Raw genomic sequence first — 25308 nt, forward strand, 5'->3', positions numbered from 1 at the left:
GCTCCCCTCAGATCAGGCCGGCGGCGACGAGCCCGTCGCGCAGGGCGGCGTACTCGGCGTCGTCGAGCGGCACCAGCGGGCCGCGCACGTGACGGTTGTCCAGCACCCCCAGCAGCTGCAGCGCGGCCTTGGCCGTGGTGGCCCCGTAGTTGGGCACGCCCATGACCGCCTGGAAGGCCGGGATGAGCCGGTTGAAGGTCTCCAGGGCAGCGGCGTGGTCGCCGGCCAGGAAGGTGTCCATCATCTCCGCCAGCTCGCGGCCGGCGGCGTGGCCGACCACCGAGACGAGCCCGCAGGCCCCGTGCGCCAGGAAGCCCAGGGTCGCCACGTCGTCGCCGGAGTAGACCGCGTAGCCCATCTGCACGAGCTGGCTGGCGCGCACCAGGTCGCCCATCGCGTCCTTGATCGCCACCACGGTGGGCCAGCTGATCGCCTCGGCCAGGACCTCGGTCGCGATGCCGATGCCGACCCGCCCCGGCACGTCGTAGAGCATCACCGGAAGGTCGCTGGCCTCGGCGACGGTGCGGAAGTGGTGGAGCACCCCCGCCGGCGACGGCTTGTTGTAGTAGGGGGTGACGACCAGGACGCCGTCGACGCCGATCTTGGCCGCGTTGCGGGTCAGCTCGACCGAGTGGGCGGTGGCGTTGGTGCCGACCCCGGCGATCACGGTGGCGCGGTCGCCGACCGCGTCCTTGACCGCCCGCAGGATGTCGGCGTCCTCCTCGACCGTGGTGGTCGGCGACTCGCCCGTGGTGCCGGAGACGACCACTCCGTCGCTGCCGTTCTCCACCAGGTGGGTGGCGATCCGGGCGGTCGCCTCCAGGTCGACCTGGCCGTCGGCCTGGAACGCGGTCGCCATCGCGGTGAGCATGCGGCCGAAGGGTGCGGCGGGGGCGGTCGTCATGACGGAAAGGCTACTGCCCCGCCGCCGACGGCCGTGCGAAGGATCCCGCCGGGCTCAGACGTGCGGGGCCACCTGCTCGGCCACCAGCCCGAGGTGGTCGAGGTCGGCGAGGTCGAGCACCTGCAGGTAGAGACGCTGCGCGCCGAGCTCCGCGTACTGCCCGATCTTGGCCACCACCTCCTCGGGCGTGCCGGCCAGGCCGTTCTCCCGCAGCTCCGCGGGCTCGCGGCCGATGGCCGCGGCGCGCCGCTCCACCTCGGCCTCGTCGGCGCCGACGCAGAGCACCAGCGCGTTGGACCACGTCAGGGTGGCGGGATCGCGCTCGATCGCCTCGCAGGCCGCGCGGACCCGGGCGAACTGCTCCTGGGTCTGCTCCAGGCCCACGAAGGGGAGGTTGAACTCGTCGGCGTAGCGGGCGGCCAGGGCGGGGGTACGCCGCTTGCCGAGGCCGCCGATCAGGATCGGCGGGCCGGGCTGCTGCGTCGGCTTGGGCAGCGCCGGGCTGTCGGTCAGCGTGTAGTGGGCACCCTCGTGGGTGAACCTCTCCCCCTCCGGGGTGCGCCAGAGCCCGGTGACGATCGCCAGCTGCTCCTCGTAGCGGTCGAACCGCTCGCGGGTGTCGGGGAAGGGGATGCCGTAGGCGGTGTGCTCGGCCTCGAACCAGCCGGCCCCCAGGCCGAGCTCGACCCGACCGCCGCTCATCTGGTCGACACCGGCGACCTGGATCGCCAGCACGCCCGGGTGGCGGAAGGTGGCCGAGGTCATCAGGGTGCCGAGCCGGATGGTGCTGGTGTCGCGGGCCAGGCCGGCCAGGGTCGTCCACGCGTCGGTGGGACCGGGCAGCCCCTCGGTGCCCATGCCGAGGTAGTGGTCGGAGCGGAAGAACGCTCCGTAGCCGAGGCGCTCGGCCTCGAGCGCCACCGCGAGCAGGTCGTCGTAGGTCGCCCCCTGCTGGGGCTCGGTGAAGATGCGAAGCTCCATGCCACCACCATCTCAGACGGCGGAGGGGCCCTCGCTGTCGCCTCCGGCCCGGAGCGCGGGGATGACGTGCTGCTCGAGCATCGGGGCGAGGTCGTCGTAGTCGCCGTCGAGGCGGGTCCAGCGCAGCTCGGCGATCTCGCCGCCGACCACCGGCTCCCCGGGCAGGGCGGCGCGGAAGACGGAGGAGTGCAGGGTGTGCCCCGGCTCGTTGGCTGCCTCCGAGACGAACTCGCCCAGCAGGTGCAGGTCGCTGACCGCCAGGCCCACCTCCTCCGCGGTCTCGCGGACGGCACACTGCTCCGCGCTCTCGCCGGGCTCCGGCTTGCCGCCGACCAGCATGAACCGGGACGTGCCTGCCTTGCGCACCGTCAGCACGGCGCCGTCGCGCACGAACGCGACCGCCGAGACGACGATCGTGCTCATCGCCGCTCCCACCACACCCAGTCGAGGTCGTCGCGGGCCACCCGGCGGACCTCCCGCCAGGCGGAGAGGTCGATCTCGGGGAAGAACGCGTCGCCCGCCGGCTCGTCGTGCACCTCGGTGAGCACCAGGTGCGTGGCCAGCGGGATGGTCTGCGCGTAGAGCTCGCCGCCGCCGGCGACCACCGTGTCGCCGGGCAGGCCGCGGGCGACCTCGAGGGCCTGCTCGACGCTGTGCGCCACGTGCACCGCGTCGCGCTGCTCCTCCGGCAGCTCGCCCGGGGTCCAGGCGGGATCGCGGGTGAGCACCACGGTGGTCCGTCCGGGCAGCGGCCGGCCGATGGAGTCCCAGGTCGCCCGGCCCATCACCAGGGTGTGCCCAAGGGTCTCGGCCTTGAAGTGCCGGAAGTCGTCGGGGAGGTGCCAGGGGATGCGGCCGCTGTCCCCGATCACCCGGTTGCGGCCGTACGCGGCCACCACCACCACGCGCCCACTCGGCTCGACCCGCTGCTCGACCCGCTGCTCAGCCACGGCCGCGACCCTACCCGGCGCCCTCGGTCAGCAGGGCGGCCAGCAGCGCCGCGACGGCGGGCACCCGCTCGATGCCGCTGCGGTGCACCACGTGGATGCTGCGCGAGCCCAGCTCGGGCAGGTCGAGCACCCGGACCCGCGGGTGCCGGAAGGCCTCGAGCGCGGTCTCCGGGAGCACGGCCACCGCCAGGCTCCGCGCCACCAGCGACTGGACCACCACGTAGTCGTCGCTCACGTGCCGGATCCGCGGCTCGAAGCCTGCTCGAGCGGCGCAGGCGACCAGGTGCCCGCGGCAGCGCTCGCAGCCGGCGACCCAGGCCCGGTCGGCCAGGTCGCGCAGGCCCTCGGGCGCCGGGTCGTGCCCGGCGGGCAGCACCAGGCGGATCGGGTCCTCGGTGAGCGGCACCGCGACCAGCGCCTCCTCGGTCGGGTCCTCCTGGTAGCCGAACACCAGGGCGAGGTCCACGGCGCCGCTGCGCACCAGCTCGGTGGCCTCCGGCGGCTCGGCCTCCACCAGCCCGACCTCGACCTCCGGGGCGCGGGCGGCCAGCGCGGCCAGGGCACGCGGCACGATCACCGCCGACCCCGAGGGGAACGAGGCCAGCCTGGCCGAGCCGGTGCGCAGCTGGGCCAGGTCCTCGAGCTCGGCGCCGGCGGCTTGGAGGTGCGCCGCGACCGCGTCCGCGTGGGCCAGCAGCCGGCGGCCCGCCTCGGTCAGGTCGACCCCCGCGGAGCCGCGCACCAGCAGCGCTCCCCCGACCTCGCGCTCGAGCGTGCGCAGGTGCTGGCTCACCGCGGGCTGGGTCCAGCCGAGCTCCCGGGCGCCGGCACTGATCGACCCCGCCCGGGCGACCGTGCGGAAGATGAGCACACGACGCGGATCCACCCCCCAAGCATGGCTTATGGGTGCCCGAAGAAGAACGGGTGTTCCCGATGGCCCCGACCCGGCGCACGATGGCCGTATGACGATCCCTCTCGGCATCCTCGGCGGCATGAGCTGGCACTCGACCGTGGACTACTACACCCACCTCAACGAGGCGGTCGCCCGCCAGCTCGGCGGGCACCACAGCGCCGACCTGCTGCTGGCCTCGGTCGACTTCGGCACGGTCCGGGCGATGCAGGTGGCCGGGGACTGGGAGGGCGCCGGCCGGCTGCTCGCCGACGCGGCGCGCCGGCTCGAGGGCGCGGGCGCGGAGGCCGTGCTGATCGCCACCAACCTGATGCACAAGGTCGCGCCCGCGGTCGAGGCGGCGGTGGACGTGCCGCTGCTGCACATCGGGGACGCCGTCGCCCGGGTCGCCAGCCGGGACGGTCTCGGCACCCTGGGCGTGGTCGGCACCCGCTGGGTGATGGAGGAGAGCTTCTACGCCGACCGGCTCGCCCGGCACGGACTGAGCTGCGTGGTGCCGCCCGCCGAGGCCCGGGCCCGGATCGACGAGGTGATCTTCTCCGAGCTGACCCTGGGCGTGGTGCGCGAGGAGTCCCGCGCCGCCTACGCCGACGTCTTCGCCGAGCTGGCCGAGCAGGGGGCGGAGGCGATCGTGCTGGCCTGCACCGAGATCCAGCTCCTGGTCGGCCCGGAGGACAGCCCGGTCCCGCTGATCGACTCGATGGCCGCGCACGCGGCGTACGCCGCCGACGTCGCGCTCGGCGCCGCCGTCACCCGCTGAGCCGGCCGGGGACTCACCGGGTGTCTCCTCGTTGAGGTCCCCTTCGGCTCAGCGGGGCCCGGGCGCAGCAGTCCCGAGACGATCGGCGATGATCGCCCAGACGTCCGGGTCGACCCCCATGCCGAGGTGGGTCGAGGAGACCTCGATGTGCTCCACGTACGGCGACGAGTCGTCGAGACAGGCCTGCCAAGCCACGATCCCGTCACGCTTGGAGAACATCACCGTCAGCGGCACCTGGATCGGTCTCTCTGCGTGGATTCGTCGAGCAACCCTCTCGGCACCCGCGTCGGCGCGGTGGCCGTAGGCGCGACCGATCGAGGTGTGCGCCGCTCCGCCGGTCACCGGCGTACCGAACGTGATCACCCTGCGCACAGCCTCGGGATGGCGGCGTGCCACCTCGCGGGCGATCACGCCGCCGAGGCTCCACCCGATCAGCGAGGCCGGTGAGCCCTTCTCCTGCGTCAGGTCTTGAACTCGCCGTACCAAGCGTGTGACGTCGCGGCGCGGGTCGCCGGTGTTGGTTCCGAAGCCCCAGCCGCGAGCGTCGTACCCCAGCCGGTTCAGGTAGCGCCGCAACGGCGCTCCGGACAGCTCCGGAGCCCGCCACCCCGGGATGTCCACCACGAGATGACCATCGCCCCGCGCAGCCTGCGAGAGGCGCGGCAACGCTCCCACCAGGCGGACGGCGCCGAGGGCGGACCCGAGCTCGCCCAGGGTCGTCCACGTCGAGGGTGGCCCGGCCGGCCGAGCCAGTGACTCGGCGTCCGCGCACCGTCGGGCACGGGAGCGCACTCCGGCAGTGGCCATGAGGATGTCACCCGAGTGCTGGAGCCGTCGCAACATGGCACGAACCTACGTTCCTGGGCAGCCGCGCGCGATGCCCGACTTCTCCGAACCCGTCAGCTCGTCATGGCAGTCGCCGACACGGACACACCCGATCAGACCGCGATCGGCGCCTTGATCGCCGGGTGCGGGTCGTAGCCCTCGACCCGGACGTGCTCGAGGTCGAACGCGTCCAGCTCCCTCACCTCGGGGTCGAGCCACAGGCTCGGCAGCGGACGGGGCTCGCGGGTCAGCTGCAGCCGCGCCTGGTCGAGGTGGTTGAGGTAGAGGTGCGCGTCGCCGAGCGTGTGCACGAAGTGCCCCACCCGCAGGCCGGTCACCTGGGCGACCATGTGGGTCAGCAGCGCGTAGGAGGCGATGTTGAACGGGACGCCGAGGAAGACGTCGCCGCTGCGCTGGTAGAGCTGGCACGAGAGCAGGCCGGGGCCGCCGTCGGCGGCGGGGGCGACGTAGAACTGGAACATGGTGTGGCACGGGGCCAGCGCCATCTCGGGGATGTCGGCGACGTTCCAGGCGCTGACCACGTGCCGCCGGCTGTCCGGGTCCCGCCGGATCTGCTCGACCACCTGGGCGAGCTGGTCGACGTGGCGGCCGTCGGGCGTGGGCCAGGAGCGCCACTGGTAGCCGTAGACCGGGCCGAGGTCGCCGTTCTCGTCGGCCCACTCGTCCCAGATGGTGATGGCGCGGTCCTGGAGCCACTTCACGTTGGTGTCGCCGCGCAGGAACCAGAGCAGCTCGCCGAAGACGCTGCGCGTGTGCACCTTCTTGGTGGTCACCAGCGGGAAGCCCTCGGCGAGGTCGAAGCGCATCTGGTGGCCGAAGACGCTCAGGGTGCCGGTCCCGGTCCGGTCGCCCTTCTCGACCCCCTCGTCGAGGATCCGCTGGAGGAGATCGAGGTAGGCCCGCATGCGCGTCAGACTAGCGCGGCCCGAGCGCCACGCGGCCCTCGATGACCGTGGCCGTCTCCCCACCCACCCAGGTCCGCGGACCCTCCGAGGTCAGGTGGACCCGGCCGCTGCGCCCCCGCGTCGTGCCCTGGGCGGCCACGTAGCTGCCGGGGAGCCGCCCGGACCCCACCAGCCACTGCGCCAGGCCGGCGTTGAGACTGCCGGTGACGGGGTCCTCGAACCGGTCGAAGAACGCCCGGACCTCCACCCGGACGCCCGTGCTCGCGGCCGCCTCGTCGGAGTAGGGCCCGACGACGCCGATCTTGCGGCCGGCGAGCGCGGCCCAGTCCGGGGCGAGCCCGAGGACCGTCTCGGCCGAGTCGAGGAGGACCCCCACCCAGCCGGGCCCGTTGTCCACCCAGGCGAGGTCCACCACCCGGTCGGGGGCCACCGCCAGGGCGGCCACGACCAGACGGGCCTCCGCCTCGGCCACCGGGCCCGAGCGCAGCAGCGGCGGCGCCTCGAACTCCAGGCGCGTCCCGCGGCGCACCCGGACCAGGCCGGCCGCACACTCCTGGACGACGTGGTCGTCGTGGGCCGGGACCCCGCCGGCCGCCAGCCAGGCGTGGGCGCTGCCCAGGGTGGGGTGGCCGGCGAAGGGCAGCTCACCGCTGCCGGTGAAGATGCGCACCCGGTAGTCGGCGCCGGGCCGGGTGGGCTCGAGCAGGAACGTCGTCTCCGACAGGTTGGTCCACCGCGCGAAGGCCGCCATCTGCTCGTCGTCCAGCTCGTCGGCCCCGTGGACCACGGCCACCGGGTTCCCACCGCAGGACCGGTCGGAGAAGACGTCGACCTGACGGAACTCGAGCATGCTCAGGGGTGCAGGGACATCGGCCCGTAGACGGCCCGGTCGTTCTCGTAGAGCGTCACCTCGTCGACGCCCTGCTCGGCCAGCTCGGCCCAGAACTCCCCCACCCACGACTCCGCGTCGGCCTGGCTGCCGAAGCGCTGGTCGGCGTACTCCCCGGTCACGCTCACCTCGTCGCCGGAGGAGGCTAGGAGAGCCCAGTGCCAGGGACGTGAGACGTCCGAGGGGGTGCGGAAGTGGGGCGGCTGGTCGGGCAGCATCTCAGTCCTCCCGGACGGCAGATCGGACGAACGGCGGTCGGACGAGCTGGAAGATCTCACGACGACCCCGTACGTCGACGCCCACCTCGGCGTCGGCGGCCACCAGGGTCGGCACCAGGGCCAGGCCGATGCCCTTGCGCAGGGTCGGGCTGAACGTGCCCGAGGTGATCTCGCACAACGGCACGTCGGGCAGCAGGCTCACCGACATCCCGGGGCGCGGGATCCCCCGACCGGTCGCCACCAGCCCGCGCAGCAGCCGCTGCGGCCCCTCGGCCCGCTGGGCCAGCAGCACGTCGCGACCCCAGAACCGCTCCTTGTCCCAGCCGACGGCCCAGCCCAGCCTGGCCTCCAGGGGCGTCACGTCGGGGCCGATGTCCTGGCCGTGCAGGGGGTAGCCCATCTCGGTGCGCAGCGTGTCGCGCGACCCCAGGCCGCACGCCGTGACGCCGAGGTCGGCCCCCGCGGCCATCAGCGCGTCCCACACCGAGACGGCCAGGTCGTTGCGGACGATCAGCTCGTAGCCCCGCTCCCCGGTGTAGCCGGTGCGGCAGACCACCACGGCGTCGCCGCCGTCGCCACCGGCGGGCCAGGGAGCCTCCAGGAAGGACATGTAGGCGTGCCCCGAGGGCAGGCCGACCGCGGCGAGCAGCTCGTCGGAGGAGGGGCCCTGCACCGCGAGCACGGCGTAGTCCCGGTGGTGATCGGCGATCCGCACGCCGTCGGGGGCCGCGGCCTGGAGCCGGCGCGCCACCTCGGCGGTGTTGGCCGCGTTGGGCACCAGCAGCACGTGCTCGTCGTCCTGGAGGTAGGCGATCAGGTCGTCGACGATGCCGCCGGTCGCCTCGTCGCAGCACAGCGTGTACTGCGCCTGCCCGGCGCTGACCCGGCCGAGGTCGTTGGTCAGGGCGTCGTTGACGAACGCCGCGGCGCCCGGCCCGCTGACCAGCAGCTTGCCCAGGTGGGAGACGTCGAAGAGGCCCACCGCCTCGCGCACGGCCGTGTGCTCCCTGACCACGCCGGTGGGGTACTCCAGGGGCATCTCCCAGCCGCCGAACGCCGAGAACTTGGCGCCGAGCTCCTCGTGTCGAGGGCGCAGGGGGGACTGGGTGAGGTCCTGCGTGCCGGCCATACGGCGAACCTACCCCAGTCCCGGCCCCGTGGGTCCGTGGGCGCCCGCGGTTATCCTGCCGGGGTGACGACGACCTACACGCTGCGCAAGGCCAGCCCCGCCAAGACCAGGGCCGACGCCGTGGTCGTCGGCGTCCTGCAGGCTCCCAAGGGACCGATCCTCGCCGAGGGTGGCGAGGAGGTCGCCGCGGCCTTCGGTCGCCGGCTCCGCCCGATGCTCTCCTCGCTGGGAGTCACCGGCAAGGCCGGGGAAGCGGTCCGGATCCCCACCGCGGGGACCCTGAACGCCCCCGTGCTCGTGCTCGTCGGCCTCGGGCCGGAGGCCGACCAGGTCTCCGTGCGCCGGGCCGCCGGCGTGGCGGCCCGTAACGTCCGCAACGCCGCCTCCGTGGCGCTCGCCCTGCCGGCCGGCGAGGCCTCCCTGGTCACGGCCGTGACCGCGGGCTTCCGCCTCGGCGGCTACACCTTCACCCGCTACCGCCGCGACGCCGACACCGGCACCGACCAGCCCGGCGACGTGGTCGTCCTCTCCCCGCTGGCCCGCGACGAGTCCGCCCGTACCGCCTTCGAGGAGGCCCAGGTGGTGGCCGGCGCCGTGGCCACCACCCGCGACTGGGTCAACGAGCCGCCCGGGCGCTTCACCCCCGCCCACTTCGCCGACGCGGTGTCCGCCGCGCATCGCGAGACCACGAAGGGCCGCGGCGCCCCCAAGGTCGCCCTCGAGGTGTTCGAGGAGGACGCCCTGGCCGAGCTGGGCTGCGGCGGCATCCTGGGCGTCGGCGCCGGCTCGGACGCCCCGCCGCGCCTGGTCAAGCTCAGCTACCGGCCGAAGGGCGCCCGCACCCACCTGGCCCTGGTCGGCAAGGGGATCACCTTCGACTCCGGCGGCCTGACCATCAAGCCGTCGAGCAGCATGGGCACGATGAAGTCCGACATGGCGGGCGCCGCCGCGGTCCTCCAGGCCACCCTGGCGATCGCCCGGCTCGGCCTGCCCGTGCGGGTCACCGCCTGGGCCCCGATGGCGGAGAACATGGTCTCGGGGTCCGCCACCCGTCCCGGAGACGTGCTCACCATCCGCGGGGGGCGGACGGTCGAGGTGCTCAACACCGACGCCGAGGGTCGGCTCGTCCTGGCCGACGCCCTGGTCCTGGCCGGCGAGGAGGAGCCCGACGTCGTGGTCGACGTCGCCACGCTCACCGGGCACATGGTCCTGGCGCTGGGTGACAAGGTGTGCGGCGTCCTGGGCAGCGACGAGACGGTCGCCCAGGTGCTGGCCGCCGGGGAGCGGTCGGGCGAGGCGATGTGGCCGATGCCGATCCCCGAGGAGATGTCGGAGCGGATCCGCAGCAGCAAGGTGGCCGACCTGGCCCAGCACGACTGGGTGCGCTGGGGTGGCGGGCTCTACGCCGCCGCGTTCCTGCGCGAGTTCACCGAGGGCCGGCCCTGGGCGCACCTCGACATCGCGGGGCCCTCCTTCAACTCCGGGGGCCCGTTCGGCGAGTGGACCTCCGGCGGCACCGGCTTCGGGGTCGCCACGCTGGTCGAGCTCGCCCGAGAGCTGGCCGCCCCCGACGAGGCCTGAGCGACGCCGGGAGCGCCCGCGCGCCGCGGGTCAGGACCAGGGCTGGCGGCCCTCCGCCTTGAGCCGGGCGTTGTAGTCGCGCATCCGCTGGGGCACGCCCACCACCGCCGCGTCGTAGGACGGCACCCGGTGGTGGTTGCAGAACGAGTGCGCCCATTGCACCGAGGGCACCCGGCGCCGGGTCCACTCCCCGTCGTGGGCCACCAGCAGCAGCGTCACGTCGCTGACCGCGGTGCGCGGCTCGACGAACCCCTCCACCCCGCGCCGGGCGGCCACCCACGCATTGAGGTGGTCGGTGTCGGCCGCGTTGGCGGCCCGCACGGAGGTGGAGCCGGTGCGCGCGGCGTCCTTCGCCGGGCGGCGCATGCGTGCCGAGCGGTCACGGCGGAAGCGGTCGAACAGTCCCATGCCTGACAGTGTGACGGGTCGAACCCCGTCGAGGCGGTGCTGGACACCATTGCCAGGGGTGCGAAGATGGGCGGAATCGCACGCGCTGCCCTCGTCGCGCGTGCCCGAATGACTCGTGTGGGAGGGAACCGACAGCGTGGCCGCGGCCGAATACGACGTACTCATCCTCGGGGCCGGCTCCGGCGGCTACGCCTGCGCGTTGCGCGCCGCCCAGCTGGGTCTCAGCGTCGGGCTCGTCGAGCGGCAGAAGGTCGGCGGCACCTGCCTCCACGTCGGCTGCATCCCCACCAAGGCCCTCCTGCACGCAGCCGAGGTCGCCGACTCCGCGCGGGACGGCGCGCAGTTCGGCGTCCGGTCCTCGCTGGACGGGATCGACATGGCGGGGGTCAACGCCTACAAGGACGGCGTGGTCGCGCGCCTCTTCAAGGGCCTGACCGGACTCGTCAGCGGCCGCGGCGTCACCCTCATCGAGGGCGAGGGCAGGCTCACCGGCCCGCGCGAGGTCACCGTGGCGGGTCGCGTCCACCGCGGGCGACACGTCGTCCTGGCCACCGGGTCCCACCCCCGGTCCCTGCCGGGCATCGAGCCAGACGGCACCCACGTCCTCACCTCCGAGCACGCCCTGGAGCTCGACCGCGTGCCGGCCTCGGTGGTCGTCCTCGGCGGCGGCGTGATCGGCTGCGAGTTCGCCAGCATCTGGCGCAGCTTCGGCGCCGAGGTCACCATCCTCGAGGCCCTCCCCCGGCTGCTGGCCGGCGAGGACGCGGCCTCCTCCAAGGCGCTCGAGCGCGCCTTCCGCAAGCGTGGCATCACCGTGCGCACCGGCACCCGCGTCGAGGGCGTGTCACGCACCGACTCCGGCGTCTCGGTGGCCGTCGAGGACGGCGACCCGCTGGAGGCCGAGATCGTGCTGGTGGCCGCCGGGCGCGGCCCGAGCACCGAGGCGATGGGCTTCGAGGAGCAGGGCATCGCCATGGAGCGCGGCTTCGTGCTGACCGACGACCGGTGCCGCACCAACGTCGAGGGCGTCTTCGCCGTCGGCGACATCGTGCCGGGGCTCCAGCTCGCCCACCGCGGCTTCGCGCAGGGGATCCTGGTGGCCGAGGAGATCGCCGGCCTCTCCCCCGCGCCGATCGACGAGGCGGGCATCCCCCGGGTCACCTACAGCCAGCCCGAGGTCGCCTCCTGCGGGCTCGACGAGGAGACGGCGCGCCGCCTGCACGGCGAGGACCGCATCACCTGCGTGACCTACGACCTCGGCGGCAACGGCAAGAGCCAGATCCTGCGCACCCAGGGCTTCGTCAAGCTCGTCGCCCTCACCGACGGGCCGGTCGTCGGCGTCCACCTGGTCGGCGACCGGGTCGGCGAGCTGATCGGCGAGGCGCAGCTGATCTACAACTGGGAGGGTCACGCCGAGGACGTCGCCCCCCTGGTCCACGCGCACCCCACCCAGAACGAAGCTCTCGGCGAGGCCCACCTGGTCCTGGCCGGCAAACCCCTCCACGCACACGCCTGACCAACCACCCACGAGACGACAGGAATCCCATGGCCTCCGAAGTCACCCTCCCCGCACTCGGCGAATCCGTCACCGAAGGCACCGTCACACGCTGGCTCAAGCAGGTCGGTGACGAGGTGGCCGTCGACGAACCCCTGCTCGAGGTCTCCACCGACAAGGTGGACACCGAGATCCCGTCCCCCGTCGCCGGCACCCTGCTCGAGATCCGGGCCGAGGAGGACGACACCGTCGAGGTGGGCGCCGTCCTGGCCGTGGTGGGCGACCAGTCGGAGTCCTCCGGGGAGTCCGGGTCCGCCGGCGACGCCGAGGCCCAGGAGCCGCAGCAGCAGGAGGCCGCTCCCGAGGAGCCGGCCCAGGAGGAGGCTCCCCAGGAGGCCCCCGCCGCCGAGGAGACCCAGGAGCAGCCCGCCCCCGAGCAGGAGCAGCCCGCGGCCCAGGACTCGGCACAGGAGTCGGGACAGGGCTCGGAGGGCGGCTCGTCCACCCCGGTGACCCTGCCCGCCCTGGGTGAGTCCGTCACCGAGGGAACCGTCACCCGCTGGCTCAAGCAGGTCGGCGACGAGGTGGCCGTCGACGAGCCACTGCTCGAGGTCTCCACCGACAAGGTCGACACCGAGATCCCCAGCCCGGTCGCCGGCACCCTGCTGGAGCAGAAGGTGGCCGAGGACGAGACCGTCGAGGTGGGCGCCGAGCTGGCCCTCATCGGCTCCGGCTCCCCGTCGGGCCAGCCGGCCCAGCAGGAGGCACCCGCCCAGGAGCCCGCCGCCGAGCCCGCCGCCGAGGAGGCCCCGCAGCAGGAGCCGGAGCCGGAGGCCCCGAAGCAGCAGGAGCCCGAGCAGGAAGCGCCGAAGCAGGCGGCCCCCCAGCAGCCCGAGCCCCAGCAGGAAGCCCCGAAGCAGCCCGAGCCCCAGCAGGAGGCGCCGAAGCAGGACGCCACGCAGGCGCCGGCCCGCGGTGACGACCAGAGCACCTACGTGACGCCCCTGGTGCGCAAGATGGCGGCCGAGCACGGCGTCGACCTCGCCAGCCTGACCGGCACCGGCGTCGGCGGGCGGATCCGCAAGCAGGACGTCCTCGACGCGGCCGCCGCGAAGTCGGCGCCCGCCGAGGCACCCGCGGCCGCCCCCGCCGCTGCCGCCTCCGCCGCCCCGGCGCCCGCCGAGGCGTCGCCGCTGCGTGGCCGCACCGAGCCGATGTCCAGGCTCCGCAAGGTGATCGCCTCGCGGATGGTGGAGTCGCTGCAGACCAGCGCCCAGCTCACCACCGTGGTCGAGGTCGACGTCACGGCCATCTCGCGGCAGCGGGACGCCGTGAAGGCCGAGTTCCTGGCCCGCGAGGGTGTGAAGCTCTCCTTCATGCCGTTCTTCGCCAAGGCCGCGATCGACGCGCTCAAGGCCCACCCGATGGTCAACGCCACCATCGACACCGAGAAGGGCGAGGTCACCTACTTCGACCGGGAGAACCTGGCCATCGCGGTGGACACCGAGCGCGGTCTGCTGACCCCCGTCATCAAGGACGCCGGGGACCTCTCCATCGCCGGCCTGGCCCGCAAGATCGCCGACGTGGCCGACCGGACCCGCAACAACAAGATCACCCCGGACGAGCTCTCCGGGGGCACCTTCACGGTGACCAACACCGGCAGCCGGGGCGCGCTGTTCGACACCCCGATCATCAACCAGCCGCAGGTGGCGATCCTGGGCACCGGCGCGGTGGTCAAGCGGCCCGTGGTGATCGACGACGCCAACCTGGGCGAGACGATCGCCGTGCGCCAGATGGTCTTCCTCGCGCTGACCTACGACCACCGACTGGTCGACGGTGCCGACGCGGCGCGCTTCCTGAGTGACGTCAAGGCTCGCCTCGAGGCCGGCGGCTTCGACGTCTGAGACAGAGCGGGCCGAGGGGGGCCGTCAGTCGAGGAGACCGGCGGCCCTCCCCAGCACGGTCGAGAGGTAGTTCGCGTAGCGGCGGCCCACCGTGAAGCCGTCGCGGTAGACGATCAGGTCGCTGATCACCGGGGGGCAGGTCCGCCGGGTGCAGAACCACGGGACCGGGTCGACGAAGGCCGCGTCGTGTGCGTCAGCCGTCCTGCGCAGGGCCCGGGCATGGGTCTCGTGCACGGCGGCACCGCGCGGCGCCGCGCAGGCCCGCAGGCTCTCGGGGTGACGGGTGAGGCACGTCTTCGCGTCGAGCCCGGGATAGGGGGTGTCCCCGAGGACGAACGCACGGGTCGACCCGGCGACCCCCTCCAGGGTCGCGGCCAGGCCCTCCTGCCACCGGGCGTCCCGCTCGGGGTCCGGGCGCCAGTGGTTGCCCGGCACGGGGGTGCCGAGCGGCAGCGGGCTCCCGTCGACGACCAGCGCGCTGCCCTGCACCGCCCCCGCCAGCAGCACCACCTCGGGCTGCGACTCCTCGACGGCGCGCAGCGTGTCGGCGTTGAAGGCCACGCACTCGGCGAACGCCCGGTCCTCGGCCGGTAGCCAGGGGGTCACGTCCGTCAGTGGCGGGCAGCCGTACTTGACCCTCACGTCGACCCGCCACCCGGCGTCCGCCCCGACGAGCTCGAGGGCGGGGATCCACTGGGCCGCATGGGTGTCGCCCCACAGGACGACCGCACGGGCGGCCTCCGGGTCGCCGAGGATGCATGGCCGGTCGGGCACCGAGGCGAGGTAGCCGAGCACGCAGGACTGCTCGGTGGGGGTCAACGCGTTGTCCCGCGGCATGCTGGCCAGCGGCGGCTGTGGGTCCTTGGGCAGGACGTCGAGGCCGACGGCCTCCCGCACCGCCTCACGCACCACCTTCGCGTCGGTGGCCGGCGGCTCCGCCGGGGCGGCCTGCGGCGTCTCGGCGGGGGTGTCGTCCGGGCTCTGCGGCGACTCGTCCTCGGTGCACCCGGCGCCGAGGGCGAGGAGCACGAGGACCAGCAGGGCGGCCGGGATCCGCGAGGACATGTTCGGACACTAGAGGACAACCAGCGACCTGCCACCCTTGTGCCATGCGCATTCTCCTGGCCGGCGCCTCGGGCTTCCTCGGCACGCACCTGGCGGAGAGCCTGAGGGGCTGCGGGCACCGTGTCACCCGCCTGGTGCGTCACGACGCCGGCGCCGACGAGGTGCGGTGGGACCCCTACGGTGACGGGCTGCCTCCGGGGGCGCTGGAGGGCGTCGACGTGGTCATCAACCTGGCCGGCTCCCCGACCCTGGGCAACCCCTACTCGCGGCGGTGGGCGCGCGAGCTGCTGGAGAGCCGGGTGACCACCACCCTGGTCATCGCCGAGGAGGTCGCGCGGTGTGACGACCCGCCGGCCCTCCTGGCCGGCAACGGCATCTCCTTCTACGGCGACCACGGGTCCGACGTCGTCGACGAGAGCAGTGACTCGCGGGGCGACGCGCTCCTCACCCGGGTGGCGCGGGAGTGGGAGGCAGCCGCCCGTCCGGCCGTCGAGGCGGGTGCGCGCGTCTGCGTCCTGCGGACCGCGCCGGTGATGGACCGCGAGGCCGCTCCCCTGCGCCAGCTCAGCAGCCTCTTCCGGCTGGGGATGGGCGGCCGCCTGGGTGGCGGCTCCCAGTACTTCCCGATGATCTCGCTGCGGGACTGGGTGGGGGCGGTCGCCTACCTCGTCGGGTCCCACGACGTGTCCGGACCCTTCAACCTGTGCTGCCCGACGACGCCCACCAACCGGGAGTGGACCAGCACCCTGGCGGGCGCGCTGGGGCGTCCCGCGGTCGCGGCCGTGCCCGGGCCCGTGCTGCGGCTGGCCACCGGGCCGATGGCCCCGGAGCTCCTGGGCTCGGTCAACGCCAGGCCGCTGGCGCTGGAGCGCGCCGGGTTCGACTTCCACGACATCGACGTGGCCGCCGTGGTGGCGGCCGGCCTGGCCGGCTCACGCTGAGCCCGCCACCACCTCGGCGACCAGCCAGCTCCCGGCCACCCGGCGCAGCTCCACCTGTCGACGGCTAGGCCGGTCGACGGGCAGCCGGTGACCACCGTCCTGCCCGACCACCTCGGCGGCGCTGACCCGGTCCAGGACGTCGAGCACGAGCCTCCCCGGCTCGGAGGTCACCACCCTGACCTCGAGCAGCTGGGTCTCGAGCCCGACCACCCGCAGGCCGCGGGCCGCGTAGCGGTCGAGCATCCGGACGTCGCGGGCTCCGGTGCGCGACCCGGCGACGTACAGGGCCTCGAGGTCCGCGGCCCCGCCCTCGGCCCAGGCACGGGCCCGCCGCCGGTCCCAGTCCCGGAGGAGCTCGATGTGCGCCGGCGCTCCGGCGGCCGCCTCCGGCGCGGCAACCTCGCCTCGGGCCGTCACCAGCCAGGTCACCGCGAGGGCCAGGACGCTGAGCGCGGCCACGACGCTGCTGGCCGCGGCGGCTCGGTGCAGGGACACAGCGACCACTGTGCCGGGTACGGCGTCCCCGTGCCGCTCGTCGTCCACAGGGGCGCCGCGGGCCGGGCGGCCACCCTTCCCGGGCCGGAGGACCCGTTCGAGGTCCCGGATAGGCTTCCGCCATGAGCCTCGACTTCCGGGTGGCCGGCTTCGGCGACGACGCCGTGGACTACCAGGCCGCCTGGCATCTCCAGCGCGACGTGCACGCCCAGGTCGTCGCCGGCTCCGTGCCCGACCAGGTGCTCCTCCTGGAGCACCCGCCCGTCTTCACCGCAGGCAAGCGCACGGAGCCCCACGAGCGCCCCGCCGATCCCGGCGGGGCCGAGGTCGTCGACGTCGACCGCGGGGGGAAGATCACCTTCCACGGACCGGGCCAGCTCGTCGGCTACCCGATCGTCCGTCTCCCCGACCACGTCAAGGTCGTCGACTACGTGCGCCGGGTCGAGGAGGCGCTGATCGCGACCTGCGCCGACCTCGGCGTGCGGACCGCCCGTGTCCCGGGGCGCAGCGGAGTCTGGTTGCGCGACGACGAGCGCGGCCCGGAGCGCAAGGTGGCGGCCATCGGCATCCGGGTCAGCCGCGGCGTCACGATGCACGGGTTCTCGCTCAACTGCGACGTCGACCTCGACTGGTACGCCCGGTTCGTGCCGTGCGGCATCTCCGACGCCGGGGTGACCTCCCTGAGCCGCGAGCTGGGGCGGGAGGTGGGTGTCGAGGAGGTGCTCCCGAGCGTGCGCCGGCACCTGGTCACCTACCTGGCCTGGGACCCCTACACCCCCACCCCGGACTACGACGCCCGGCCCGAGCCGGGACGCGCACCACGCATCGAGCTGGTGCGGCCGGGGGCCTGATCACGCCCTGCTGGGTCGGCTGCCACGCCCGGCGTAGAGTCGTGTTCCGTGACGTCCTCCACAGCACCGCAGTCCGACGGCCGCAGGCTCCTCCGCCTCGAGGTCCGCAACGCCGAGACCCCGATCGAGCGCAAGCCCTCCTGGATCAAGACCCGCGCCAAGATGGGTCCGGAGTACACGGCCCTGCAGGGGCTGGTGAAGTCCGAGGGCTTGCACACCGTGTGCCAGGAAGCGGGCTGTCCCAACATCTTCGAGTGCTGGGAGGACCGCGAGGCGACCTTCCTCATCGGCGGCGACCAGTGCACCCGGCGCTGCGACTTCTGCCAGATCGACACCGGCAAGCCGCAGCCGCTCGACCGTGACGAGCCCCGCCGGGTGGCCGAGTCCGTGCAGAAGATGGAGCTGCGCTACGCCACCATCACCGGCGTCGCCCGCGACGACCTGGCCGACGGGGGCGCGTGGCTCTACGCCGAGACCGTCCGCGCCATCCACGCGCTCAACCCGGGGACCGGCGTGGAGAACCTCGTTCCCGACTTCAACGGCAAGCCCGACCTGCTGGCCGAGGTCTTCGACTCCCGGCCCGAGGTGCTGGCCCACAACGTGGAGACCGTGCCCCGGATCTTCAAGCGGATCCGGCCGGCCTTCCGCTACGACCGCTCCCTGGGCGTGCTCACCGCCGCCCGCGAGTTCGGCCTGGTCACCAAGTCCAACCTGATCCTGGGCATGGGCGAGACGCGCGAAGAGGTCTCCCAGGCCCTGCGGGACCTCCACGAGGCCGGCTGCGAGCTGGTCACCATCACCCAGTACCTGCGGCCGTCGGTGCGGCACCACCCGGTCGAGCGCTGGGTCAAGCCCGAGGAGTTCGTCGAGCTCCAGGCCGAGGCCGAGGAGATCGGCTTCTCGGGGGTCCTGTCCGGCCCGCTGGTCCGTTCGTCCTACCGGGCCGGCCGGTTGTACCGTCAGGCCATGGAGGCGCGCTCCACGGTCCAGACGGCCTGAGCGCAGCTCCCCCTCCCCCACGACCAGTGGCCGACACCGGCCCCGGCAGCAAAGGCACGAGAATGTCCACCCCCGCCCCCGAGAACCTCAGTCGCCGCCAGCAGTTCGTGCGGTCCTACAAGATGGCCAAGCGGAGCGACCCGCGGCTCGGGCTGTGGATCCTCGGGGCCGCCCTGCTGGGTACCGCCGTCGGCTTCGTTGTCATCTGGCTGCTTCCCGGCAGCGGCGTGCTCTCGACGGTCTTCGCCGTCCTGGGCGCGATCCTGCTCGGCCTCCTGGCCGGCCTCATCGTCTTCGGCCGCCGCGCCCAGCGGGCGGCGTACTCCCAGATGGACGGCCAGCCGGGAGCCGCGGCTGCTGCCCTGGGGATGCTGCGCCGGGGCTGGAAGGTGGACCCGGTGATCGCCTTTACCAAGCAGCAGGACGTCGTCCACCGCGTGGTGGGCCCGCCCGGGATCGTGCTGGTCGGCGAGGGCACCAGCGCCTCGCGGGTGAAGACGCTGCTGGCCAGCGAGCGCCGCAAGCACGAGCGGGTCGCCGCCGAGACTCCGATCCACGAGGTCGTGTGCGGCAACGGCGAGGGACAGGTCCCGCTCACCCGGCTGGTGAAGCACGTGACCAAGCTGGGCCGCAACGTCAAGCCGGCCCAGATGACCGACGTCCTCAACCGGCTCAAGGCCCTCGACGCGAACCGTTCCAACATCCCGCTGCCCAAGGGCCCGGTGCCCACCAGCATGAAGGGCATGCGCGGCAACCTGCGGGGCCGCTGAGCCTCCTGCGGGACGACTAAGGGGCGGGTGCGGCGTGAGCCGCACCCGCCCCTTGTCGTCGTACGGGGCTCTAGGATCAGCCGCCCGCGGTGGGCGGAGCCGACGGCATGTCGGGCACCTCGGGCATCTCGGTGACCTGGTCGGCCGGGGGCTCCTCGATCGAGACGTCCTTGCCCCAGTCGTCCAGGCTCATGGTCAGCTTGCCGGCCATCTCCCCCATGTCGGCCTCGACCCGGCGGTGCATGCCGTCCTCGTCGAACCAGATGTCGTAGTCCATCTGCTCGGGAGCCTTGGAGAGGGAGGCGAGCTCCTCGCCCAGCAGCTTCGCGGTGTCGAGGGCCAGCGTGTAGCGCGCCATGTTCTCGCCGTCGATCTCCTCCTCACCCTGGTAGGTGACCGAGCTGAGGCTCTTCTTGATCTGCTCGGCCGCGGCAGCGGGGTCCATGCTCATGCCGCCGCCACCCACGGCGTCCATCAGGCCGCTCATGTCGAGCTTCACGTACTTGTCACCCGAGTCGGGCGACTTGATGTAGCTGACCGTGCCCACGGTGATGACCTCGGTCTCGCCGCCCTCCTCCTGGACCGTCATCCTCGTCGAGGGCGGCGAGGTGGAGTAGTCGACGTCCCCCTCGCTCTCCATCGCGGCCATGCCCTCGGTGCTCATCGTCATCCGGGCGGTGGTGGCGGCGTCGAGGGCGGCCTCGAAGATCTCCTGGAAGTCCTCGGGCGACATCTCCTCACCGGCCTCCAGGCCCGGGTCGGCGGCGGCGCTGGAGCCGGTCGGTTCGTCCGCCGATTCCGAGCCACAGGCGGCGAGGGTGGAGAGGGCGAAGGGGACCAGCAGCGCAGCCGCTGTCCGCCTCATGAGCAGGGGTCGACGCATTGGGCACTGCCTTTCGGTGGACGGAATTCCACCGGGAGTCTACGGGGCGGGCGGGCGCAGCGTGTCCAGTCGAACGACGGCCGAGCCGACGGCCAGGTCGTGCAGCCCGCGGCCGTCGGGACGGAAGACCAGCGGGGGGATCACCAGGATCACCAGGAGCTGGCGCAGCACGGCGGGCAGCAGCTCAAGGGGGCGGGGGCTCTCACCGACCCGGACCACCCGGAGCCGGGTGACCAGCTGCCCGAAGGAGCCGCCGGCCACGGCGGTGAGGAAGGCCGACTCGAGGACGAAGACGCCGGTGGTGACGAAACCGGAGTAGGGGTTGTCGAGCCAGCCGCCGATGCCGAGAACGAGCCAGACGACGGCCTGGGAGGCCAGCCAGTCGATCAGCAGTGCCAGGAGGCGGTGCCCCCAGGACGCGGTCTCGATCACCTACGCAGGATATCCGGCCGGGTCGGGGGTCCACTCCGGGGGGATCTGTTACACGCCAGAAACAATCGGGATACGGTCAAGAAACTGCGCGTGCGTAGTTTCCACCACAGTCCGGTGCAGTGCCGCACCGATCTACACCTTGACTTGACGGCCGTGACCCGAGCGCGGCCAAGGAGGACGAATGTTCGCAAACAGCGACGAGCTGCTCAAGTACATCAAGGACGAGCGCGTCGAGATGGTCGACGTGCGCTTCTGCGACCTGCCCGGTGTCATGCAGCACTTCACGGTCCCGGTCTCGTCGTTCGACCAGTCGGTCTTCGAGGACGGCCTCAGCTTCGACGGCTCCTCGATCCGCGGCTTCCAGGCCATCCACGAGTCCGACATGTCGCTGTTCCCGGACCCGACCACGGCGTACATCGACCCCTTCCGCGTCGCCAAGACGCTGGTGGTCAACTTCTTCATCCACGACCCGCTCACCGGTGAGGCCTACTCGCGCGACCCGCGCAACATCGCCCGCAAGGCGATGACCTACCTGGCCAGCACCGGCATCGGCGACAAGGCCTACTTCGCTCCCGAGGCCGAGTTCTACGTCTTCGACAACGTCCGCTTCGAGACCAAGGCCAACGCGGGCTACTACCACATCGACTCCGAGGCCGGCGCCTGGAACTCGGGCTCCGAGGACAACAACCGCGGCTACAAGGTCAAGTACAAGGGCGGCTACTTCCCCGTCGCGCCCTACGACCACTTCGGTGAGCTGCGCGACGAGATGGTCATCGAGATGGAGCGCTCGGGCCTCCACGTCGAGCGGGCCCACCACGAGGTCGGCACCGCCGGCCAGGCCGAGATCAACTACAAGTTCGACGAGCTGCTCAAGGCCGCCGACGACGTGATGAAGTTCAAGTACATCGTCAAGAACGTCGCCTGGCGCAACGGCAAGACCGCGACCTTCATGCCCAAGCCGATCTTCGGCGACAACGGCTCCGGCATGCACTGCCACCAGTCCATCTGGAACGAGGGCGAGCCGCTCTTCTACGACGAGACCGGGTACGCCGGCCTCTCCGACATGGCCCGCTACTACATCGGCGGCATCCTGAAGCACGCCCCGTCGCTGCTGGCCTTCACCAACCCGACGGTGAACTCCTACCACCGCCTGGTGCCGGGCTTCGAGGCGCCGATCAGCCTGGTCTACTCCCAGCGCAACCGCTCGGCCTGCGTGCGGATCCCGATCACCGGGTCCAACCCGAAGGCGAAGCGCATCGAGTTCCGCTGCCCCGACCCGTCGGCCAACCCCTACCTGGCGTTCTCCGCGCTGCTGCTGGCCGGCATCGACGGCATCAAGAACAAGATCGAGCCCGCCGCTCCGATCGACAAGGACATCTACGAGCTGCCGCCGGACGAGATGGCCGAGATCAACCAGGTCCCGACGTCGCTCAACGCCGTGCTCGACAACCTCGAGCGCGACCACGACTTCCTCACCGTGGGCAACGTCTTCACTCCGGACCTGATCGACACCTGGATCGACTACAAGCGCCAGAACGAGATCGCGCCGATCCAGCTGCGGCCGCACCCGCACGAGTTCGAGCTGTACTACGACATCTAGACCCGACACCCCCGCTGACCTGCGAAGTTAGGCAACACCTCCCTTCTCAGTCCGCAAGGAGTCCGCACGAGCCGCCATCACACTGTCGATGGCGGCTCGTGTGCTTTCGTCAGCGTCCGGCCACAGGTGCGCGTGTCTGACCTCGCGTCCTTCCTCGCCAGCGACAGACAGCTCGCGCGGCACCCCCGAGAAGGCGTCCGTCGTAGGACGCATTCGCATCGGCGGTCGAGTCCAGCATCGGGTCCCGGTTCTCAAGCCCAGTCCTGGCTACCAGCGCTCTCAGTACGCGCAGATCGTCGGGCCGCTCTATGTCAGCTCGATCGCGCGGTACGAAGTCGGGCGACTGCGATTGGCCTACGGCCCCGATGTAGAGGTCATCGGCCCAGACCTGATCCAAGGGACGGGCGGACAACAGGACTGGATCGAGAGGCTGGCCGATCATGTGAGCGGTCTCGAGCGAACTGAGGTGGTCGCATGAGTTCGGAGGCGTGGCGCCCGATTCCCGGGGTCGAGGGCTATGAAGCAAGTAGCGAGGGACGTTTCCGCTCGCCCAGGCGCTCTCGGCCGCGCATCCTGGCGAATAACGTCGGGCCCTGTGGCTTCCGCACGGTTGCGGTCTCGTTCCCCAGAGGCCGCATCCGCTGTCGTCGAGTGGGGACGCTGGTCGGCCGCAGGAGCTCCCACGCACTGCCCGGAGGGTCACCCGTACGCGGATGCAGGGCTCGGAGAGTGGGGCGAGCGTCTTTGCCCTGAGTGCCGGCGCGACCTCCACAGAAGCTACGAGAGGAGAGCCGTTCGAGCCCTCGCGCCAAGAAGCGCACCAAGCCGGCGAAGGGGCCGCCCCCGTGGGACGAGAGGGAGAGGGAGACCGTCCGAACCGCGGCCTGCCTCGACTGCGGAACGTCGGTGACGCGAACGGGTCCCGGGCCGGACCCTAAGCGGTGCCCCGAGTGCCGTGTGCTCGCTCAGGGGGCTGCGAGCCGGGCTTGGGAGGCTCGGGAGAAGGGAGTGGGGACCCATCCAGACCGTCCGAACAACAGCCTGTGATGACTGCGGAACCTCTATCAGGCACGCGGGTCCCGGGTCCCTCCCCAAACGCTGCCAGGACTGCCGAGTCGCCGCCGCGCCAGCGTCGGACCGGGCGCGGTACGCCCGACGGCGAGCCGAGCAGCAGGCGCCGTACTTCTCCTACACGGAGCCACGAGCGTGCCGCGACTGTGGCGGCCCCGCAGCGCTCGGACCTTCCGACCGACCACGCCACCGCTGCGATGCTTGCAGCGCCGAGGCGCACCGCAGAAGCGCACGCGAGAGCAACAGACGCAGCAGACGACGTGAGGACGAGTACAAGATCCAGGCGGCGCCAAGACCCACACACGGGGAAGGCGACAGTCAAGGATTTCGTTAAGGCGACCAGGACCTTTATGTTACGTTCTCAGAGTCGAGTCAAGAGGGGTTGAAAACGATGTCGACCGATGCGTTCTGGCAGGACATGCAGGAGGAGCTCCAGGATGACCCGGAGTACGCCCAGATGCACCTCCTCGAGTGGGTGCGGGTGACGACCGTCGACAAGCTTGTGAACCAGTTGGAGTCCAAGCGAGCGGCCCTGGGGATCAGCAAGAAGGACCTGGCACGAGCAGTCCGCCGCGATCCCGCAGCGATTCGACGCCTGCTCACGGACACCGCAGGGAACCCAACGGTCCAGTCTGTCTCCTCGGTGGCGGCCGCCGTTGGCTTGAAGCTCGAACTCGTCCCTATGACCGACGAGGAGCGAGGGGCCGTGGCGGCGCCCCTACAAGAACTCGCTACTTGCTGAAGAGGGAGCGGGGGTTTCGAGACAAGTATTCATCGCCGAGTGCTCGCACTTTCGCGTACTCCTGATCAGTGAAGACCGTTCGGTCCATCTTGGTCCTACCGGTGATGATGACCAAGAGGGGTCCCGTCCCCTGACTCTCGGTATCCAGGCGGCAGAAGAGCCGATACTGCTGGCCCTCGTACTTCTTGCGCACCTCGAAGTACCCCGTCATGTCGCCGTGCATCGCCTCCCAGGCTCCGCCCCCGGCGAAACTAGTAGGGGGCGCCTTTGCTACTGCGATAAGGACGTTTCGCATGTGGGCGCGGACTGCCTTCGGACAGGCTTGCAGGTAGTCGCGCCCTGGCGACGGTCGGGCCCGGTCGTCCTTCCGGTGCCGGCGGAAGTAGGCCAATTCCCACGCATCGGTCGGCGAAGGAGTGATCTTCGCCTGAGCGGCGATAGTCGCGAACGTGGGCGACCTCTTCCGTCCCCTAGTCATACCAACATTCCCCCGGACTGGATCGGCACAGATGGAGGCAGGCTACCGCCCGTCCTGAGCCCTAGAGGTCAAGGTGCGACAACTGCCTCTTGTCTTGTCTGCGAGTCCCCGACACGCCGCGTGTTGGCCAGCCTGCCGGCGCTACGGAAGGCATTAGTCTCCGAGGATGGACGATGTGGAAGGCTCCTGGGGACGCCAGATCACGGGCCGCGAGGTGGGCGTTTGGTGCGTTGATCTCGTCGAGGAAGTGAGCAAGAGTCCAGGCGAGATCACGGACCGCGGAGCCGCCCTCATTGCCCGCTTGAATTCGCTGGGGCAACCGGAGCAAGTGTTTCATCAGCTCGCCCAGGCTGCTGCCTTGATCGCCCTTGAGCTGAAGTTCTACATCGACGCCGATGAGATCTTCCCCTTTAAGGGCAGCGGCGACGAGAAGTACAAGCGCGCGCTCCTAAAGGCTCGCGGGGACTTCCGTGGCGACCCGCCGCGGCTGCCCAGCACACCCTCGGACGAGGGTTAGGACCCAACAGCGCCGCCCCCGACCGTCAATGGGCTCGGGGGGCGACGCCTGGGACAGTCGTCAGTGCAGCTTCCGGATGCCCGCTTCCTTGCCGACCTCGTAAGCGGCGTGCCAGTTACTCATGTGCCGCTCGAGCGTGGGGGACTGGCCCCGCTTTGGTTGACGCGTAGCGGTTGCGGTGTTCAGGCCGCGTAGATCATCTCAAACTCGACGGGCGTAAGCCTGCCAAGTCCTCGCTGTCGTCGGCGGCGGTTGTACTTCGTTTCGATCCAGCGGACCATCTCGAGCCGCAGCTCGTCGCGGGTGTCCCACCGGCGGCTGTTGAGCACGTTCTTCTGCAGGAGCGCGAAGAAGCTCTCCATGCTGGCGTTGTCCCCGGCCCCGTAGGAGCGGCCCATCGACCCGACCAGGCCGTTGTTCTCCAAGAGCTGCTGGGTGCGCTTGGCACGAAATTGACCGCCCCTGTCGAAATGACAAACGGTCCCGACGGGCGAACGGAGCGCGATCGCGTTCCGCATCGCTGCCTGTGCCAGCGACGACTTCATCCTCGAGTCGATGGAGTACCCGACGATCTTGTTGGAGAA

At 71.9% G+C, this 25308-nt stretch carries 28 protein-coding genes; 12 read left to right on the forward strand and 16 right to left on the reverse strand.

Features of this window, described 5'->3' with window-relative positions; translation table 11 throughout:
* Positions 1-7 precede the first annotated feature (7 nt).
* The 5 genes from dapA to AC4BG9_RS13430 are packed head-to-tail and all read right to left on the reverse strand — an operon-like array spanning position 8 to position 3721.
* Complete coding sequence (dapA, locus tag AC4BG9_RS13410) at positions 8-904, reverse strand: 4-hydroxy-tetrahydrodipicolinate synthase (RefSeq protein WP_490571603.1); 897 nt, start codon at positions 902-904, stop codon at positions 8-10.
* Positions 905-958: 54 nt separating this feature from the next.
* Positions 959-1885 (reverse strand): LLM class F420-dependent oxidoreductase, encoded by a 927-nt coding sequence (locus AC4BG9_RS13415; protein ID WP_490571604.1) that lies wholly within the window; start codon positions 1883-1885, stop codon positions 959-961.
* Positions 1886-1897: 12 nt separating this feature from the next.
* A complete protein-coding gene (locus AC4BG9_RS13420) occupies positions 1898-2308 on the reverse strand; it encodes an NUDIX hydrolase (RefSeq protein WP_490571605.1) in 411 nt (136 codons plus the stop codon).
* Entirely contained in the window at positions 2305-2835 is a 531-nt protein-coding gene (locus AC4BG9_RS13425; protein ID WP_490571606.1) for a dihydrofolate reductase, read from the reverse strand. Before AC4BG9_RS13425 ends, AC4BG9_RS13420 begins: the two co-directional genes overlap by 4 nt.
* Positions 2836-2845: 10 nt before the next feature.
* Entirely contained in the window at positions 2846-3721 is an 876-nt protein-coding gene (locus AC4BG9_RS13430; RefSeq protein WP_490571607.1) for a LysR family transcriptional regulator, read from the reverse strand.
* A gap of 76 nt (positions 3722-3797) precedes the next feature.
* Here AC4BG9_RS13430 and AC4BG9_RS13435 point away from each other — a divergent pair, with 76 nt between their 5' ends.
* The gene (locus AC4BG9_RS13435) at positions 3798-4505 is read left to right on the forward strand and encodes an aspartate/glutamate racemase family protein (RefSeq protein WP_490571608.1); all 708 of its coding nucleotides are present in this window, start codon (positions 3798-3800) and stop codon (positions 4503-4505) included.
* Between the two features lie 48 nt (positions 4506-4553).
* Here AC4BG9_RS13435 and AC4BG9_RS13440 read toward each other — a convergent pair whose 3' ends face one another.
* The 5 genes from AC4BG9_RS13440 to gcvT form a co-directional block, all read right to left on the reverse strand.
* Positions 4554-5129 (reverse strand): esterase/lipase family protein, encoded by a 576-nt coding sequence (locus AC4BG9_RS13440; protein ID WP_490571609.1) that lies wholly within the window; start codon positions 5127-5129, stop codon positions 4554-4556.
* Positions 5130-5443: 314 nt separating this feature from the next.
* Positions 5444-6256, reverse strand: coding sequence for a thymidylate synthase (locus AC4BG9_RS13445; RefSeq protein WP_490571610.1), 813 nt, complete (start codon positions 6254-6256; stop codon positions 5444-5446).
* 10 nt (positions 6257-6266) lie between these two features.
* Positions 6267-7106 (reverse strand): PhzF family phenazine biosynthesis protein, encoded by an 840-nt coding sequence (locus tag AC4BG9_RS13450; RefSeq protein WP_490571611.1) that lies wholly within the window; start codon positions 7104-7106, stop codon positions 6267-6269.
* Positions 7107-7108: 2 nt separating this feature from the next.
* Positions 7109-7363 carry a hypothetical protein gene (locus AC4BG9_RS13455; RefSeq protein ID WP_490571612.1) on the reverse strand — a complete coding sequence of 85 codons (255 nt, stop codon included), beginning with the start codon at positions 7361-7363 and terminating at the stop codon, positions 7109-7111.
* Position 7364: 1 nt separating this feature from the next.
* Positions 7365-8492: a glycine cleavage system aminomethyltransferase GcvT gene (gene gcvT, locus AC4BG9_RS13460; protein ID WP_490571613.1), complete on the reverse strand. Its 1128-nt coding sequence runs from the start codon at positions 8490-8492 to the stop codon at positions 7365-7367.
* 63 nt (positions 8493-8555) lie between these two features.
* Between gcvT and AC4BG9_RS13465 the strand changes: the two genes are divergently transcribed.
* On the forward strand, positions 8556-10073 hold the full coding sequence (locus AC4BG9_RS13465; protein ID WP_490571614.1) for a leucyl aminopeptidase: 1518 nt from the start codon (positions 8556-8558) through the stop codon (positions 10071-10073).
* 30 nt (positions 10074-10103) lie between these two features.
* On the opposite strand, the gene AC4BG9_RS13470 is transcribed toward AC4BG9_RS13465, so the two are convergent.
* Complete coding sequence (locus AC4BG9_RS13470; protein ID WP_490571615.1) at positions 10104-10481, reverse strand: hypothetical protein; 378 nt, start codon at positions 10479-10481, stop codon at positions 10104-10106.
* A gap of 136 nt (positions 10482-10617) precedes the next feature.
* Here AC4BG9_RS13470 and lpdA point away from each other — a divergent pair, with 136 nt between their 5' ends.
* Both lpdA and sucB read left to right on the forward strand, forming a co-directional pair.
* The gene (lpdA, locus tag AC4BG9_RS13475; RefSeq protein WP_490571616.1) at positions 10618-11997 is read left to right on the forward strand and encodes a dihydrolipoyl dehydrogenase; all 1380 of its coding nucleotides are present in this window, start codon (positions 10618-10620) and stop codon (positions 11995-11997) included.
* 29 nt (positions 11998-12026) lie between these two features.
* Entirely contained in the window at positions 12027-13880 is a 1854-nt protein-coding gene (gene sucB, locus AC4BG9_RS13480) for a 2-oxoglutarate dehydrogenase, E2 component, dihydrolipoamide succinyltransferase (protein WP_490571617.1), read from the forward strand.
* Between the two features lie 24 nt (positions 13881-13904).
* On the opposite strand, the gene AC4BG9_RS13485 is transcribed toward sucB, so the two are convergent.
* Positions 13905-14945, reverse strand: coding sequence for an SGNH hydrolase domain-containing protein (locus AC4BG9_RS13485; protein WP_490571618.1), 1041 nt, complete (start codon positions 14943-14945; stop codon positions 13905-13907).
* Positions 14946-14989: 44 nt separating this feature from the next.
* On the opposite strand from AC4BG9_RS13485, the gene AC4BG9_RS13490 reads away from it, so the two are divergent.
* Positions 14990-15886, forward strand: a complete 897-nt coding sequence (locus tag AC4BG9_RS13490) for a TIGR01777 family oxidoreductase (protein WP_490571619.1) — start codon at positions 14990-14992, stop codon at positions 15884-15886.
* On the opposite strand, the gene AC4BG9_RS13495 is transcribed toward AC4BG9_RS13490, so the two are convergent.
* Entirely contained in the window at positions 15878-16381 is a 504-nt protein-coding gene (locus tag AC4BG9_RS13495; protein ID WP_490571620.1) for a hypothetical protein, read from the reverse strand. The two genes, AC4BG9_RS13490 and AC4BG9_RS13495, sit on opposite strands and share 9 nt — an antisense overlap.
* A 122-nt stretch (positions 16382-16503) precedes the next feature.
* Between AC4BG9_RS13495 and lipB the strand changes: the two genes are divergently transcribed.
* The 3 genes from lipB (at position 16504) to AC4BG9_RS13510 (ending at position 19001) form a co-directional block, all read left to right on the forward strand.
* A complete protein-coding gene (gene lipB, locus AC4BG9_RS13500; protein ID WP_490571621.1) occupies positions 16504-17232 on the forward strand; it encodes a lipoyl(octanoyl) transferase LipB in 729 nt (242 codons plus the stop codon).
* Between the two features lie 48 nt (positions 17233-17280).
* The gene (gene lipA / locus AC4BG9_RS13505; RefSeq protein ID WP_490571622.1) at positions 17281-18231 is read left to right on the forward strand and encodes a lipoyl synthase; all 951 of its coding nucleotides are present in this window, start codon (positions 17281-17283) and stop codon (positions 18229-18231) included.
* A 62-nt stretch (positions 18232-18293) separates the two neighbouring features.
* Positions 18294-19001 carry a DUF4191 domain-containing protein gene (locus tag AC4BG9_RS13510; protein ID WP_490571623.1) on the forward strand — a complete coding sequence of 236 codons (708 nt, stop codon included), beginning with the start codon at positions 18294-18296 and terminating at the stop codon, positions 18999-19001.
* 76 nt (positions 19002-19077) lie between these two features.
* On the opposite strand, the gene AC4BG9_RS13515 is transcribed toward AC4BG9_RS13510, so the two are convergent.
* On the reverse strand, positions 19078-19866 hold the full coding sequence (locus tag AC4BG9_RS13515) for an SCO4651 family lipoprotein (protein WP_490571624.1): 789 nt from the start codon (positions 19864-19866) through the stop codon (positions 19078-19080).
* A 57-nt stretch (positions 19867-19923) separates the two neighbouring features.
* Positions 19924-20316 (reverse strand): RDD family protein, encoded by a 393-nt coding sequence (locus tag AC4BG9_RS13520; protein WP_490571625.1) that lies wholly within the window; start codon positions 20314-20316, stop codon positions 19924-19926.
* Between the two features lie 181 nt (positions 20317-20497).
* Between AC4BG9_RS13520 and glnA the strand changes: the two genes are divergently transcribed.
* From glnA to AC4BG9_RS13540, 4 genes are all read left to right on the forward strand, one after another.
* Positions 20498-21916 carry a type I glutamate--ammonia ligase gene (gene glnA / locus AC4BG9_RS13525; RefSeq protein ID WP_490571626.1) on the forward strand — a complete coding sequence of 473 codons (1419 nt, stop codon included), beginning with the start codon at positions 20498-20500 and terminating at the stop codon, positions 21914-21916.
* A gap of 474 nt (positions 21917-22390) precedes the next feature.
* Complete coding sequence (locus tag AC4BG9_RS13530) at positions 22391-22669, forward strand: NUMOD4 domain-containing protein (protein ID WP_490571627.1); 279 nt, start codon at positions 22391-22393, stop codon at positions 22667-22669.
* A 709-nt stretch (positions 22670-23378) separates the two neighbouring features.
* Positions 23379-23729, forward strand: coding sequence for a helix-turn-helix domain-containing protein (locus tag AC4BG9_RS13535; protein ID WP_490571628.1), 351 nt, complete (start codon positions 23379-23381; stop codon positions 23727-23729).
* A gap of 644 nt (positions 23730-24373) precedes the next feature.
* Positions 24374-24724 carry a hypothetical protein gene (locus tag AC4BG9_RS13540; RefSeq protein WP_490571629.1) on the forward strand — a complete coding sequence of 117 codons (351 nt, stop codon included), beginning with the start codon at positions 24374-24376 and terminating at the stop codon, positions 24722-24724.
* Between the two features lie 182 nt (positions 24725-24906).
* Here the strand turns inward: AC4BG9_RS13540 and AC4BG9_RS13545 are convergent.
* A partial coding sequence (locus tag AC4BG9_RS13545; protein ID WP_490571630.1) for a transposase occupies positions 24907-25308 on the reverse strand: 402 nt, incomplete at its 5' end.

It is taken from the genome of Nocardioides sp. Z40_12, assembly GCF_058215795.1.

Coding starts and splice junctions, on each gene's coding strand:
- dapA (WP_490571603.1), bottom strand. CDS start 904: ATGACGACCGCCCCCGCCGCACCCTTCGGCCGCATGCTCACCGCGATG.
- AC4BG9_RS13415 (WP_490571604.1), bottom strand. CDS start 1,885: ATGGAGCTTCGCATCTTCACCGAGCCCCAGCAGGGGGCGACCTACGAC.
- AC4BG9_RS13420 (WP_490571605.1), bottom strand. CDS start 2,308: ATGAGCACGATCGTCGTCTCGGCGGTCGCGTTCGTGCGCGACGGCGCC.
- AC4BG9_RS13435 (WP_490571608.1), top strand. CDS start 3,798: ATGACGATCCCTCTCGGCATCCTCGGCGGCATGAGCTGGCACTCGACC.
- AC4BG9_RS13445 (WP_490571610.1), bottom strand. CDS start 6,256: ATGCGGGCCTACCTCGATCTCCTCCAGCGGATCCTCGACGAGGGGGTC.
- AC4BG9_RS13450 (WP_490571611.1), bottom strand. CDS start 7,106: ATGCTCGAGTTCCGTCAGGTCGACGTCTTCTCCGACCGGTCCTGCGGT.
- AC4BG9_RS13455 (WP_490571612.1), bottom strand. CDS start 7,363: ATGCTGCCCGACCAGCCGCCCCACTTCCGCACCCCCTCGGACGTCTCA.
- gcvT (WP_490571613.1), bottom strand. CDS start 8,492: ATGGCCGGCACGCAGGACCTCACCCAGTCCCCCCTGCGCCCTCGACAC.
- AC4BG9_RS13470 (WP_490571615.1), bottom strand. CDS start 10,481: ATGGGACTGTTCGACCGCTTCCGCCGTGACCGCTCGGCACGCATGCGC.
- sucB (WP_490571617.1), top strand. CDS start 12,027: ATGGCCTCCGAAGTCACCCTCCCCGCACTCGGCGAATCCGTCACCGAA.
- AC4BG9_RS13485 (WP_490571618.1), bottom strand. CDS start 14,945: ATGTCCTCGCGGATCCCGGCCGCCCTGCTGGTCCTCGTGCTCCTCGCC.
- AC4BG9_RS13490 (WP_490571619.1), top strand. CDS start 14,990: ATGCGCATTCTCCTGGCCGGCGCCTCGGGCTTCCTCGGCACGCACCTG.
- lipB (WP_490571621.1), top strand. CDS start 16,504: ATGAGCCTCGACTTCCGGGTGGCCGGCTTCGGCGACGACGCCGTGGAC.
- AC4BG9_RS13510 (WP_490571623.1), top strand. CDS start 18,294: ATGTCCACCCCCGCCCCCGAGAACCTCAGTCGCCGCCAGCAGTTCGTG.
- AC4BG9_RS13515 (WP_490571624.1), bottom strand. CDS start 19,866: ATGAGGCGGACAGCGGCTGCGCTGCTGGTCCCCTTCGCCCTCTCCACC.
- glnA (WP_490571626.1), top strand. CDS start 20,498: ATGTTCGCAAACAGCGACGAGCTGCTCAAGTACATCAAGGACGAGCGC.
- AC4BG9_RS13530 (WP_490571627.1), top strand. CDS start 22,391: ATGAGTTCGGAGGCGTGGCGCCCGATTCCCGGGGTCGAGGGCTATGAA.
- AC4BG9_RS13535 (WP_490571628.1), top strand. CDS start 23,379: ATGTCGACCGATGCGTTCTGGCAGGACATGCAGGAGGAGCTCCAGGAT.
- AC4BG9_RS13540 (WP_490571629.1), top strand. CDS start 24,374: ATGGACGATGTGGAAGGCTCCTGGGGACGCCAGATCACGGGCCGCGAG.